This is a genomic window from Gemmobacter denitrificans (assembly GCF_036964905.1).
Lineage (GTDB): Bacteria > Pseudomonadota > Alphaproteobacteria > Rhodobacterales > Rhodobacteraceae > Gemmobacter > Gemmobacter denitrificans.
Window position 1 is genome coordinate 97,818 of record NZ_JBALHR010000006.1, and the last position, 14,196, is coordinate 112,013.

The 14,196-nt window shown below is 63.2% G+C and carries 10 protein-coding genes; 5 read left to right on the forward strand and 5 right to left on the reverse strand.

What is annotated here, in order from left to right; genetic code table 11:
* Positions 1 to 259 precede the first annotated feature (259 nt).
* The 5 genes from V6590_RS11700 to V6590_RS11720 all read right to left on the reverse strand — a co-directional run bounded on the left by V6590_RS11700 (position 260) and on the right by V6590_RS11720 (position 6,808).
* On the reverse strand, positions 260 to 3,415 hold the full coding sequence (locus tag V6590_RS11700) for an efflux RND transporter permease subunit (protein ID WP_335423145.1): 3,156 nt from the start codon (positions 3,413 to 3,415) through the stop codon (positions 260 to 262).
* Positions 3,412 to 4,836, reverse strand: coding sequence for an efflux RND transporter periplasmic adaptor subunit (locus V6590_RS11705; protein ID WP_335423147.1), 1,425 nt, complete (start codon positions 4,834 to 4,836; stop codon positions 3,412 to 3,414). Before V6590_RS11705 ends, V6590_RS11700 begins: the two co-directional genes overlap by 4 nt.
* Positions 4,833 to 5,228 (reverse strand): FixH family protein, encoded by a 396-nt coding sequence (locus tag V6590_RS11710; protein ID WP_335423150.1) that lies wholly within the window; start codon positions 5,226 to 5,228, stop codon positions 4,833 to 4,835. Before V6590_RS11710 ends, V6590_RS11705 begins: the two co-directional genes overlap by 4 nt.
* Positions 5,229 to 5,320: 92 nt before the next feature.
* Positions 5,321 to 5,644: a hypothetical protein gene (locus V6590_RS11715; RefSeq protein WP_335423153.1), complete on the reverse strand. Its 324-nt coding sequence runs from the start codon at positions 5,642 to 5,644 to the stop codon at positions 5,321 to 5,323.
* 96 nt (positions 5,645 to 5,740) lie between these two features.
* Entirely contained in the window at positions 5,741 to 6,808 is a 1,068-nt protein-coding gene (locus V6590_RS11720; RefSeq protein ID WP_335423155.1) for a hypothetical protein, read from the reverse strand.
* 224 nt (positions 6,809 to 7,032) lie between these two features.
* Here V6590_RS11720 and V6590_RS11725 point away from each other — a divergent pair, with 224 nt between their 5' ends.
* The 5 genes from V6590_RS11725 (at position 7,033) to V6590_RS11745 (ending at position 14,162) form a co-directional block, all read left to right on the forward strand.
* Positions 7,033 to 7,917, forward strand: a complete 885-nt coding sequence (locus V6590_RS11725) for a recombinase family protein (protein WP_335423157.1) — start codon at positions 7,033 to 7,035, stop codon at positions 7,915 to 7,917.
* 128 nt (positions 7,918 to 8,045) lie between these two features.
* A complete protein-coding gene (gene repA / locus V6590_RS11730; RefSeq protein WP_335423159.1) occupies positions 8,046 to 9,413 on the forward strand; it encodes a plasmid partitioning protein RepA in 1,368 nt (455 codons plus the stop codon).
* A 16-nt stretch (positions 9,414 to 9,429) separates the two neighbouring features.
* On the forward strand, positions 9,430 to 10,407 hold the full coding sequence (repB, locus tag V6590_RS11735) for a plasmid partitioning protein RepB (RefSeq protein WP_335423161.1): 978 nt from the start codon (positions 9,430 to 9,432) through the stop codon (positions 10,405 to 10,407).
* Between the two features lie 284 nt (positions 10,408 to 10,691).
* Positions 10,692 to 11,840: a plasmid replication protein RepC gene (repC, locus tag V6590_RS11740; protein WP_335423163.1), complete on the forward strand. Its 1,149-nt coding sequence runs from the start codon at positions 10,692 to 10,694 to the stop codon at positions 11,838 to 11,840.
* A gap of 150 nt (positions 11,841 to 11,990) precedes the next feature.
* Positions 11,991 to 14,162: a ParB/RepB/Spo0J family partition protein gene (locus V6590_RS11745; protein WP_335423165.1), complete on the forward strand. Its 2,172-nt coding sequence runs from the start codon at positions 11,991 to 11,993 to the stop codon at positions 14,160 to 14,162.
* The last annotated feature ends 34 nt before the right edge of the window (positions 14,163 to 14,196 follow it).

Genomic DNA, 14,196 nt, shown 5'->3' on the forward strand with positions numbered 1-14,196 from the left:
TGCGGTAGCGCTCTAGCGCGGCGACATCTCGGATCAAGCTGCCACCTTCCGCGCAATCTAGCTCCTGTGGTACTTGGGTCCTCGACGCCTTTCCACAGTTTGGATGCCCGGTCTTGACCTTCCTCTACGTTCCCTTACTGGCAGCGCTCGCTGGCGAGCTACCGTATTGTCGCCGGCCTGACCCATAAACTGCAACTTGCACTCATCTGGTCTTTTCCTTTAGCCAAGGTTCCTCGAGCAAAATTGAGCTTAGGGTTGTCTACCCGGCAGAACGAAAAATGCCCTCCGTCGCCTTGGTTTCCGCCTTCGCCAGCCCCCGTCCCTTGATCAGCGCATAGACCGCCGGGATGACGGCCAGTGTCAGGATGGTGGACGATACCATCCCTCCGATCATCGGCACGGCGATGCGGCTCATCACCTCGGACCCGGTGCCATTGGCCCAGAGGATCGGCATCAGGCCTGCCATGATGGCCACAACGGTCATCATCTTGGGCCGCACCCGTTCGACCGCGCCGACCATGATCGCGGCGTCGAGGTCGGCTCGGGTGAAACTGCGGCCCGCGCGGTCGACCTCGGCCCGGCGTTCGGCCAGCGCGTGGTCGAGATAGATCAGCATGATCACCCCGGTTTCCGCGGCCACCCCGGCCAGCGCGATGAAGCCGACCGCAACCGCAACCGAGAGGTTGAAGCCCATCCACCACATCAGCCAGACCCCGCCCACCAGGGCGAAGGGCAGGGACAGCATGACGATCAGGGTTTCGGTGAGGCGGCGGAAGTTCAGGAACAGAAGCAGGAAGATCACCGCCAGCGTCAGCGGAACCACGATGGCCAGCCGCTCCTTGGCCCGTTCGAGATATTCGAACTGCCCGCTCCAGCCCAGGGAATAGCCGGGCGGCAGGGTGACCTCGCCCGCCACCGCCGCCTGCGCCTCGGCAACATACCCGCCAAGGTCGCGCCCTGCGATGTCGACAAAGATGTAGACGGCGAGTTGGCCGTTCTCGGTGCGGATCGAGGTTGCGCCCCGCGTGCGCTCCACGCTCGCCACCTCGCCTAGGGGCACCGTTCCACCACCCGGGAGCGCGACCTGCACCTCTTGCGCGATGGCCTCGGGGTCCTGCCGCAGGGCCGCCGGATAGCGCAGGGCGACATTGTAGCGCTCGCGGCCCTCGACCGTCTGGGTGATCGCCTCGGCCCCAAGCGCCATGGCGATCACCTCCTGCACGTCCTTGATCGACAGGCCATAGCGCGCCAGCCGTTCCCGGTCGGGGACGATGTCGAGGTAATAGCCGCCGATCACCCGCTCGGCATAGGCGCTGGTGGTGCCGGGAACGGCGCGCAGCACCGCCTCGACCTCGCGGGCGATACGTTCCATCTCGGTCAGGTCCGTGCCGAAGACCTTCACCCCCACCGGCGTGCGGATGCCGGTCGCGAGCATGTCGATGCGGGCGCGGATCGGCTGAGTCCAGGCGTTGGAGACGCCGGGGAACTGCAGGGCCGCGTCCATCTCGGCGCGCAACGAATCCATCGTCACGCCGGGGCGCCACTCGTCCCGTGGACGCAACTGAATGATCGTCTCGAACATCTCCGTGGGGGCAGGGTCGGTTGCTGTCAGCGCGCGACCCGCCTTGCCGAACACAGTTTCTACTTCGGGGAATGATCTGATGATGCGGTCCTGCATCTGCATCAGTTCCGCCGCCTTGGTGACCGACAGGCCCGGCAGCGTGGTGGGCATATACATCATCGTGCCCTCGTCCAGTGCAGGCATGAACTCGGACCCCAATTGCCGCGCAGGCCAGATGGTGGCGACGAGCGCAACCAGAGCCAAGAGGATAGTGAAGACCCGCGCCTGAAGCACCCATTGGATGATCGGGCGGTAGAGCGCGATCAGGACACGGTTCACCGGGTTGCGGTGTTCCGCCACGATCCGCCCGCGCACGAAGATCACCATCAGCGCCGGCACCAGCGTCACCGACAGCAAGGCCGCCGCCGCCATGGCAAAGGTCTTGGTCGCCGCCAGCGGGCCGAAGAGCCGTCCTTCCTGCCCCTCCAGCGCGAAGATCGGCAGGAAGGAGACGGTGATGATCAGGAGGCTGAAGAACAAGGCCGGGCCGACCTCGGACGCCGCTTCGATCAGCACTTCCACCCGTGGCTTGCCGGGTTCGGCCCGCTCCAGGTGCTTGTGGGCGTTCTCGATCATCACGATGGCGGCGTCGATCATGGCACCAATGGCGATAGCGATGCCCCCGAGGCTCATGATGTTGGCGCCAATCCCAAGCGCGCGCATGGCGGTGAAAGCCATGAGGAGGCCCACGGGCAGCATGATGATCGCGACGAGCGAGGACCGGACATGCAGCAGGAACAGAAAGGTCACGGCCGCCACGACCAGGCTTTCTTCCAGCAGGGTCGTTCGCAGGGTTTCAATCGCCGACAGAATCAGGTCGGACCGGTCGTAGACGGTGACGATTTCCACCCCCACGGGCAGGCTTTGCGCGATGGTGTCGATCTCGGCCTTGGCATTGTCGATCACGTCGAGTGCATTGGCGCCGACCCGCTGCAGCACGATGCCGCTGGCCACCTCTCCCTCGCCGTCGAGTTCCGCGATGCCCCGGCGTTCGTCGGGCACGATCTCCACCCGCGCCACGTCGCGCAGAAGGACCGGCACGCCCCCTTGCGCGCGGATCGGCACCATTTCCAGATCGGCCACGCCGTCAAGATATCCCCGCCCGCGCACCATGAACTCGAATTCGGAAAGTTCGACCGTACGGCCGCCAGTGTCCATGTTGCTGGCGGCCACGGCTTCGCCGATCTCGGACAGCGTGATGCCAAGTGCCCGCATCCGCACCGGATCGACCGTGATCGAATATTGCTTGACGAATCCGCCGACGCTGGCGACCTCCGACACACCATCGGCTCGGCTGATGCCAAAGCGCATCACCCAGTCCTGCAGGGACCGCAGTTCCGCGAGGCTCAGGTTTTCGCCTTTCAGGGCGTATTGATAGACCCAGCCCACACCCGTTGCGTCGGGGCCAAGGGCGGGCGTCACCCCATCCGGCAGGCGTGCGGCGGCGGCGTTGAGGTATTCCAGCACGCGCGAGCGCGCCCAGTAAGGGTCAACGCCATCTTCGAAGATGATGTAGACGAAGGAAATGCCGAAGAACGAAAACCCCCGCACCACGCGTGATTGCGGCACTGTCAGCATGGCCGAGGTCAGGGGATAGGTCACCTGATCCTCGACCACCTGCGGCGCCTGTCCCGGGTATTCCGTCAGCACGATCACCTGCACGTCCGACAGGTCGGGGATGGCATCGATCGGCAGCGTGCGCAGCGACCAGAGGCCTGCTGCCACGGTGAAGACGGTGGCGAAGAGAACGAGTGCCACGTTGCGGGCCGACCATGCGATGATGTTGGCAATCATTGGTCGGCCTCCGGTGCAGCAAGGGCAGCCAGCGCCGCGTTCAGGTTGCTTTCGGCGTCGATCAGGAAGGTTGCGGCGCTGACGACCCGGTCACCCGCCGCCACGCCGCTGACGATCTCGATCATGCCGTCCCCCCGGCGACCCAACGTCACCGGTTCGGGCCGGAACCGCCCTTCGCCCAGATCGAGGATCACCACCTGCCGATCACCCGTGTCGATCACCGCCCCTTCCGGCACCTGCACGACCGGCGCGCCAGCCAGCATGATCTCGACATCGGCGAACATGTTCGCGAGCAGACGGCCATCCGGGTTCGGCAGCGCGATCCGCAGCTTGCCAGTGCGGGTCATCATGTCGACTTCGGGATAGATCGTGTCGATCCGGCCGGTCATCGGGTCACCGGCAAGCCCGCGGAAGCTGATGCGCACCTCGGTGCCCGGAACGATATCCGTCAGCGCCGCTTCCGGCACTTCGGCGATCACCCAGACCGTCGATGTATCGGCGATCCGGAACAGCGTCTCGCCCGCCTCTGACATCATCCCTTCGACCGCCATCCGTTCCAGAACCACGCCGCCGCGCGGCGCCATGATCGGGATGCTGACGCTGGCCCGGCCCTCGGCCGCGATCCGGTCGATTACTTCATCCGGCACGCCAAGATTCTCAAGCCGCTGGCGCGCTCCGTCGATCGGTCGTCCTTCGGCCCGCAGATCGGTCACGAACTGGGCAATGGCCTGGGCGATCTCGGGCGAATAGAGCGTGACCAGCGGCGCGCCTTCTGCAATCGTGCTGCCGGTGGTCACATCGGCCACGGTCTCGATGAAAGCGTCTGCCCGCAGCGAGATGACGCTGACCCGGCGCTCGTCCAGCACCACGATCCCGGGCGCGCGCAAGGTTGCGGCCAGCGGGGCCAGCACGGCCTCGGCCGTTCGCACCCCGGTGCGCTGCAGCTTGCCGGGGCTCACGGTGACCGACCCGTCATCGCTGTCCTCGCCCGCATAGACCGGGATGTAATCCATCCCCATCGAGTCCTTCTTCGGCACCGGCGAGGTGTCGGGCAGGCCCATCGGGTTGCGGTAATAAAGGATGCTGCGCTCCCCGGCCTCTGGTGCGGCAGTTGCCGCGTCCGGGTCAAGCGAAAGATCCTCGCTGGCCCGCACCGGCAGGAAGGCCCGCCCGTCCGACGTCTGCCGCTCGGTCGCCGACCATTCCGGCAACCCGTCGGGATGGCGCCAGTAGATCACCGGGCCTGTCGGCTCTGCCGCCGGCATGGCGGCGGCCCCGCGCCCGGTCAGGGCCGAAACCTGCGCCACCGCCGCATCGCGGAGGCTCGCCAGGGTCACTCCCCGTTCTCCAGCCGCCAGCCCGCCCCAAGCGGCACCACCGGCCACAAGCGCAGTCATCAGAAACCGCAACGCGCCGCTCATGGTTCGGCCCTCAGCTCGATCTCGGCCTTCACCGTCTCCGGTTCGCCCTGGATCTTCGCGGCTAGCGAGAACCGCCAACCGCCTGCCATGGTGATGTCGGTGGCAAAGCGGTAGCGGCCCGGAGCCTCGGTCGGCATGGCCGTGACCGGTGAGGTCATGGTCGCCATCCCATCGGGCGCCATGTCCATCCGGGTCGCATAGATCACTGCGTCCGCAACCGGTTGCCCGCTGCGCAGGTCGGTCAGCAAGAGTTCGATGACCGCTCCCGATCCGACTTGATGGTCGGTCGAGTCCAGATCGAACCGGTAGTCATCCGCGTCGGCCCAGACGGCGGATGCAGAGAGGGAAAGCACCAGAGCGCAGCCGCCGATGCGGCGAGGAAGAACAGTCATGATGAAGGACCCTTAGAGTGCAGATTGTACCCGCGCAGCGAATTGGCGCGGGCACTTGCGGCATCATCCGCGTGCTATTGCACGCGGCAGGGTCAGATGCGGGGGGGGCGCCTCACGCCGTCCGGCGCGACGCTTAGTGGTAAGGTTTGATCCGGGATCAGAAGCAGTCCAGCCATTTCCCGTTCCGCGACCGAAAGCGTCGAGGCCTGCAGCGGCCAGAGAGCCTGCATGCCACATCGCGCCATCATCGCGCAGGCCGCGCCGCAGGCCGGATTGTCCGGACATTCATCCTCGCAGCAGGGATCAGTCACCGCCGCGATCTCGGCCGTCAGTCCCGCCGCAGCATCGTTGACCGTGGCCCCGATGAGGGTCACGGCGAGCAAAAACGCCAGAAAAGGTCGGACTAGCCAATTCATTAGGACTGAGTGACACGAAGGAGGGATTTCGGCAACACACGACCAGTTGATTAGTCTCCCTGTTTCTGCAGGGTCTTGGATGCCAACGCAACGCAGTCAAGTGAGCGCGCGCCACATCCGATACCTCCCCTGCCCGGTGATCTCGCGGATCAAACCTCGGTCGTCCATCCAAGCAAGGTTGCGTCGAACGGCAGCGCGGCTTGCACCGGTCAGGGTCTCAGCCATGGGGGCCGAAACGAGAGGCCATTCGGTCAGCGCCGCGCGCAACGCTCGGGGCGTTTTGCCGGACAGTGGCGTCATCTCGGCTTTCGCCCGCGCCGACCATGCCTCGATGTCGTCAAGGTGGCGCATCGCGGTCAGGCATGCCGTTTCCATTCCGTCGAGCCATCGCGCTAGACGTTCAGTCGGCGGACCGCCTGCGCGCAGACCTCCTGCCCCGCCCATTGCCACAGGAGCAAAGACTGCCCCTCTACCATCACTAGCCGCGATCCGCGCGGCAGTGACCGCCGCTTCCATCCGGTCGCCGTACTTCCCGAGCCCAGCGAGACTCCAGAGATGGAAGCCCATGCAGGAACGGGTGATCGGGTGCAGATCAGCAGCTTGCGCCATGATATCAAGCCAACCACCCGCGCGATCCGCGAAGGGCTCCGCTTGATGCTCCATGTTTTCGGGGTCGCGTCGATCCAGGAAGGCGGACAGGTCCAAGTCCGGCCCCGGCCCACCCGTCAGCCGCCGCACTGCCCATCCGACACGCGAGAGCGCGGCAGTGTCATCGTGCGAGCCGGACAGGCGCATGGAGATCCAGAGCGCCAGCCGGTCCGGGCCAATGCGGTCGCCCTCGAACCAGCTGAGGTCGGCAGCCTCGATCAGGGCAAGCCTATGGCGCCAGCCCTCTGGCCCCCTCCGCAACCGCTCATCTAGGCCACCGAGCCGACTTGCGACACGGGCAAGCCGCGCGGCATTGTCCGCCTCGGCTTTGCGCCAGTCGTCAACGATCGCAGTCTCGCGGGGTTCGGCCCTGGGGCCGGGCGGCAGATCGTCGGGCTCGGCTTCAATCGGACCAGGCAGGAACCACAGATCGTCTTCCGATCTCTCCTCGGCCTCTTCCACTCCGGCCGGAGGGTAGTCAAAACTATCATGTGGAGCAGATGCTTGAGGCTTCATATATGCAAAATACGTATGTTTTGCACTTTACCCAAGGGTTTTCTCGGGGTGCGTCTGCACCCCTTATAGCACGCGCGCACGACTGCTTGCGAGATCTCTCTGACTTTGGTCAGCCTCAGGAAACCAAGGGCTTTCCGATGAACGGCACCACAAAAAGCGCCCTTGCATCCGTTTACAAACGGTCGTTTATTGATGGCATATGAAACTGCAAACGTCGGGTTTTCATGCTCCTGATAGGCTATGCACGTGTATCCACGGACGAGCAGACCCCCCTGCCCCAGTCGCAGGCTCTGAAGTCCGCAGGTTGCGCCGAGATCCATGAGGAACAAGCCTCTGGCGGAAATCGCGCCCGGCCCGTGCTGGCCCGCGTTCTGGAGCGGATCGGCAAGGGCGATACGCTGGTCGTGGTGCGCCTCGACCGCCTGGCGCGGTCGCTCTCGCATTTGCTGGAGGTGATCGAACAGTTAGAAGCAAAGGGCGCCTTCTTCCGATCGCTTACCGATCCGATCGACACGTCCTCGCCGCAGGGCAAGTTCACCCTACAGGTCTTGGGCGCCGCAGCGGAGTTCGAGCGGGCTCTGATCCGCGAGCGCACCAAGGCCGGGCTGGCCAGCGCACGGACCAAAGGCCGAGTTGGCGGCAATCCGGGTCTGCGCGCCCGAGATCCGGCCGCGCTGCGCAAGGTGCGGCTGGCGCGACAGGACGGCTACATGGAACGCCTGAACGAAACCGCGCAGGACTGGGTTCCCCATGTTCGCCGCCTGCGCCCGGACTTGGCCTGGGAAGACGTAGTGCGCATCGTCAACGGCCCCCTGCCCCGCGAGCGCCAATGGACGCAAAGCCGCCTTTTGCGCGCGGTCAACGCCTATGTCCGCGACGGCTTCCTGCCCCAGACAGTGCTGGCCCGAGCCGGCCGCCGCGAAACCGACGACCGGCTGCCAACCATCGTCGCCGCTATCAAGGGCGCAGACCCCGACATCACGCTTCAGGCGCTCTGCGCCCGACTGGAAGCGATACGCGAACGAACGCCCCGTGGGCGGACAAACTGGCAGCCTTCTTCGGTGAAAATGCTGCTGAAGCGGGCGGAGAAGCTGGGGCTATTGCCTTGACGATTCGAAAGTGCGCTCATCCTTAGAAGGCAGTACTGGCGACAGCACCACAACATGTAGCAAGCGTGAACTCTGCCTGATCTGGTAGAAGTTCTTGTTTTTCAATGTCATGACGGTCAGTAGGGCTGATGGCACGCCCGCTCATCCGGCAGCATCAGCCACGAGCTGTAGAATTTTCTTGCACCACTGCCAAACATGACGCATTCATTGTTGTAGCGCGAAATCGCGAGAATTTCGGTTTTCTGCGCTACAAAGAAAATGTGGCCCCAAGGGGCACAGTGAGTGTGGGTAAACCGCACCACAATCTAGATGAGGGCAGTATGACCGAAGAGCGTGTTTTTGCAGAGCTCCAGAGCGACGCATCCACACTGCATGAGTCGATCCGGATGCATCTGGAGCGCAATTTTGCGCCTGACGCCCGGAAGTACTTGAGAAGCTTTTCATCGACAGAAGCGGCGGAATTTCTCGGGCTCGCGCCCGGTCACCTGCGCAAACTCCACGCGGAGGACAAGATCCCCGACGTCCCGCTCGATGAACGTGGACGGAAACTGTACTCAGCCGACGACCTTGCGCAGATCCGTTTGGCTCTGGCGCGAACCACGCGCGACCCTTCGCTTTATCTGCGTGGGCGGGTCGGATCAGAGCCGCTGCAGATTATCTCTTGCGTGTCGTTCAAGGGCGGGTCAGCGAAGACTACGACAGCGGCCTATCTCAGCCAATGGTATGCCCTGCACGGCTACCGGGTGCTGGTGATCGACATGGACCCGCAGGCCTCGCTTTCGTCGATGACCGGTTTGCGGCCTGAAATCGACTTCACGCATCAAGGCACGATCTATGATGCCATCCGGTATGAGAACCCTGTGCCGATGAGCGAGGTGGTGCGGAAGACCTACTTCCACGGCCTGGACATAGCCGCCGGTGGCCTGATCCTGTCGGAGTACGAGACCGAGACCCCCTACGCCCTTCGACGTGGCTCCGAACCGCCCTTTTACCTGCGGCTTCGCGAAGCAATCCTTTCGGTCGAAGCCAACTATGATCTGGTGTTCATCGATTGCCCACCACAGCTCGGCTTTTTGACCCTCTCGGCTCTTGTGGCCTCGTCTTCGATCATCATTCCAGTGGTGCCGAACTTTATCGACGTGGCATCCCTAGCCCAGTTTCTGACCATGACCTCATCCTTGCTCGATACCATCAGGGACGCAGGAATGACGTTGGACTACGACTTTCTCCGCTACCTGGTCTCTCGTTTCGAACCTTCGGACGGGCCGCAAGCGCAGGTTGCCGGATTGCTACGCGCCAACTTTGGCAAGCGGGTGATGACCGAGACGTTTCTAAAGTCCACAGCCGTCTCGGACGCAGGCCTCACGCATCAGACGTTGTTCGAGGTCGGTCGCGGCAGCATGAACCGCAACACTTATGACCGCGCGATGGAATCGATCAACGCTGTCGCGAGGGAGCTGGAACAAGACATCCACAGAGCATGGGGGCGCGGCTGAGATGGCCAGGAAAAACATGTTCGAAGGCATCACTCCCGCCTCTCGGCCGGAGGAAGATACCAAGGCACCCCTTCCCCGCCCGATCGCCAAGATGCCAGAGGTGTTTCAAAGTGCTGGGCCGATCGCAGCCATCCGCAACGATCTGCGCAGTGTCGGGGCTCGATCAGTGCAGGACATCGATCCTGAGCTGATTGAAGATACCGGGTTAAAGGATCGCATCGGAGCGCTAGACGACGACATCGCCGACCTGCGCGAAAGCATTTCCAAACACGGCCAGCAGGTTCCGATTCTGTTGCGACCGCACCCGAAACTGAGCGGTCGGTATCAGGTGGTCTACGGGCGGCGCAGGCTTGCCGCAATCCGTGGCCTAGGAACGCCGGTCAAAGCCCTGATCCGCACCCTTTCCGACGAAGAGGCGGTCCTGGCGCAAGGCCAAGAAAACAACCTTCGTAAAGACCCGTCTTTCATCGAGAAAGCCTTGTTTGCAGGCGATCTGGAGGAGGCGGGCTACGATGCGCGCGTGGTTCAGGATGCGCTGAACGTGAACCGCAGCCATACGTCGCACATGCGCAAGGTGCGCGAGGCATTTCCGAGACAAGTGCTGGAACGCATCGGTGCGGCGCCCTCAATCGGATGGAAACGCTGGTACGAACTCGCCGTAGTGGTGCTTGAGAAGAAGATCGACGTTCTTTCCGTCCACCCTGCCCCCTTCCCTGAAGGTTCCAGCTCGGACGAGCGATTTGCGGCCTGGGTGAAAGCTCTTCCAAGGGCGGATACCCCTAAGGAGAAACGCCAACAGAGGGGCACAACGCCCTTCACGCTGATGGCGCAAGATGGGTCTGCTTTGGGAGAGGTCGCCCTTACCAAAGGGGCATTGGGCTTCCGGCCATCGGCGCAACACAGGGATTTCGCGGCGTGGCTGCATGCAAATGCGGATAACGTCTTCTCGCGCCTGCATGAAGAATTTCTCAGTCAGTCCAAGAAGGAAGACTAAGGGAATGCAACGACAACAACAGAGGAGCAGTGTCGGAAAAGGATAGGCCTCCCGAATGGAAACCACCCGGAAGGCCCGCGCAAAACACAGGGCGCCAACCCTGAGAATGCTCATCTTCTAGCACTAGCAGACTAGCGCAGGCCCGAATCGCACGCAACATCGCTTCGCGGTGATCCTATATCTTTTATCCTTTTTCTGGAGAAGAACGGACACCGACAGGCAGGGTTGCAAGGTCTTCACTCGGCTGACCCGAGCGTTCCGCCCGATTCAACATGGAACATGTCATGTCTTCGCCCGTGCAGCGGCACGTTCGGCGCACTAATTCCTCATATCTGAACGACCGCAGCACTGTGACGCCGGTTAAGACGGAAGACGCGCGCTGGTCGCTTCTGGATTTGGTACGCCGTTGCCGCAAACCTCTTGGTCTGAGAGACCGCGACATTGCGGTTCTCCGAGGTCTTCTGTCGTTCGTGCCCCAGTCGGCCGACCCAAACTCGCTTGTTGTCTTTGCCTCTAACAGGGCGTTGATCGAGCGCTGTGACGGGATCGACGAACGCACACTAAGGCGCCGCCTCACCAATCTGAAGGCAAACGGATTGCTGGCTCGAAAGTCGAGCCCGAACGGAAAGCGATATCGGGTACAGGATGAGTGTGCCGAAGCCAAACTAACCTACGGCATCGACCTCGCGCCGCTGTTCGGCATCCGCAATCACCTCATCGCACTTGCAGAAGAATGCTCCCGAGAAGAAGTTCGGTGCAAAGCGCTCCGGTCGGTGATCAGGGACATTCTTTACCACAGCGCTGCGACCACTCAGCCCGCACTGCACGACCTTGCGTGCCGCTCACTGCGTCGCTCATTGTCTTCGGACCAACTGGCCGGCCTCATTCAGGAACTACAGAAAAACCTTCCTCAGACAGACACCGAGACAGCGTCTGTTGCAGATGCAGTGACCGTCAGCGACAGACAAAATGACCGGCACATTCAGAGGTCAAAGAAAGAAAACTATGAATCTGAAGTTGCACCCGAGAAAGTAAGCACAGCCAATCGATCCGGCGATCCAGGAAGCACTGATGTAGGACAAACCAACGATATCTCGGTGTCTGAGTGCATGGCCCTAGCCAAGAATGCAGCATCCTTCGCTTCCGAAACTGCAAAAGATTGGGGCGATGTCGTTCGATTGTCCGACACCCTTGCTCCGGCGGTTGGACTAGCGAAAACCGACGTAGAGACTGCACGAAAAGCGATGGGTGCGCTTGGCTCAGCACTCGCCATTCTTGGTATTATTGAGGCGTTCGACAGAATTCGGCAGCCGAGGGCCTATCTACAAGCACTGGCTAATCGGGCGGCCAGTGAAGGCATCGACTTTGTCCGTATGTTCCGCTCCCTCACAAACTGCAGCGCTGCATCAGCGCGTCGTATGACCATTGCTTGATGTATACCCGGGTAAACATAGCCCCCTTGATCCATGTATACCCCGGTAAACATGGAGCCAAGTTCGAAGAGAGAAAGGCTGGGGGTTTGAGGGGTGACGGGAAGTGAGATCGGGAGAGTGGCTTCCGGCGCCCGTCGTGGAGAAGATCTGATGGCGAGAGCATCTCAGAAAGTCATCCTGTCCCCGTCGCGGGACATCCCCTTCGACAAGCTCGTGCTGAGCCAGTCCAACGTCCGGCGCATCAAGGCTGGCGTCTCGGTCGAGGAACTTGCCGAAGACATCGCCCGCCGCGGCCTCCTGCAGGGGTTGAACGTGCGGCCCGTGCTCGATGCTGATGGTGTCGAGACCGGGATGTTCGAGATCCCGGCCGGGGGTCGTCGTTTCCAGGCGCTGTCGCTGCTTCTGAAGCAGAAGCGGCTGGCGAAGACGGCGCCGATCCCTTGCATCGTGCGGGATGCGGCGTCGGAGATTCTGGCCGAGGACGACTCGCTGGCAGAGAACATGCAGCGCGTCGCCTTGCACCCGCTCGACCAGTTCCGCGCCTTCCAGTCCCTGCGGGAAAAGGGTCAGGGCGAGGAAGCGATCGCGGCGGCCTTCTTCGTCACGCCGCAGATCGTGAAGCAGCGCCTGAAGCTCGCCTCCGTGGCCCCTGCCCTGCTCGAGGTCTATGCCGAGGATGGGATGACGCTGGAACAGCTGATGGCGTTCACGGTGAACCCGGATCATGCGCGTCAGGCGCAGGTCTGGGATGCGGTGAAGAACTCCTGGAACAAGGAGCCCTACGCCATTCGGCGCATGCTCACGGAGACCTCGGTCCGGGCGTCTGATCGCCGCGCGGTGTTCGTCGGCATCGATGCCTATGAGGCGGCAGGTGGTGTCGTGCTGCGCGACCTGTTCCACGGCGACGACAGTGGCTGGCTCGAGGACCCTGCCCTGCTCGATCGGCTGGTCTCCGAGAAGCTCCAGGCTGAAGCCGAGGCGCTGGTCGCCGAGGGCTGGAAGTGGATCGAGGTGGCGACCGACCTGCCCTATGGCTACAGCCATGATCTGCGGCGCCTGGCCGGTGATCCGGCACCGATGACCGACGAGGAAACCGCGGCCCATGCGGCGCTTCTCGGCGAGTATCGTGCGCTGGAGGAGGAATATTCCGGCCAAGACGAATACCCCGAGGAAATCGATGCCCGGCTTGGGCAGCTCGAGATGGCGATGGAAGCGCTCGAACAGCGGCCGCTGATCTACGACCCGGTCGAGGTTGCGCGCGCGGGTGTCTTCGTCACGCTGGATCGGGATGGCGGCCTGGCTGTCTATCGCGGCTATGTCCGGCCCGAGGATGAGCCGCGCGAGGAGACCGCGGTCCAGGATGGTGATGGAGCAGATGCCATGGGGCAGGGCGGTGATGTCGGTGGTTCTGGCCGGACGCCCTCTGCAGCCTCCGCTGGGGGCACGGTCATCACCTCGGGTGGTCAGCCGATCGGCGCGGATGCGTCCGAAGAAGACGACGACGGGGCGCTGAAGCCGTTGCCCGAGCGGCTGGTCATGGAATTGACGGCCCACCGAACCCTGGCGCTGCGCGAAGCCATAGGGCGCTCGCCAGACGTCGCACTGACGCTCCTGCTTCTGAAGCTGGTGACGGATACCTTCCGCACCTCCTCTGCGACGGGCAGCTGTCTGGAAGCCTCAGTGCGTCACGTCTACATGTCTGCGCAGGCGCCCGATCTCAAGGACAGCGTGGTAGCCAAGCTGGTCGATGAGCGACACGCCGCCTGGGAGGCCGATCTGCCCCTCGGCGACGATGCCGCGCTCTGGGACTATCTGACGGTCCTCGACCAGAGCAGCCGTCTGGCGCTCCTCGCGCACTGCCTCAGCTTCGGCATCAATGCGCTCCATGAGAAGGTGAACCCATATGGTGCGGGCATCTCCGCCAGCGGCCTGACCCGCCGCATGGCCCATGCTGATTTCGTGGCGCGAGCTGTCGATCTCGACATGGTCGAAGCGGGCTGGGAGCCATCGGTCGATGGCTACCTCAACCGTGTGCCGAAAGCCCGCATCCTCGAGGCCGTGCGCGAGGCGAAGGGCGAGGGGACCGCGCAGCTGCTCGATCACCTGAAGAAGGGCGAGATGGCCACCGAGGCCGAGCGGCTCCTCAAGGGAAGCGGCTGGTTGCCCGAGGTCCTGCGCCGGACTGATGTCGTGGCGCTCGACGGCGAGGCGGTCGGAGAAAGGCAGGGGGAGGACGCGAGCGAGCCTGAGGATGTCGATCTCCCGGCCTTCCTGATGGTCGATTTGCCGGACAGCGCCGCGGCGATGATGGCCGCGGAATGATCTGAGCCATCCGGGGGCGGAGAAACCCGCCCCC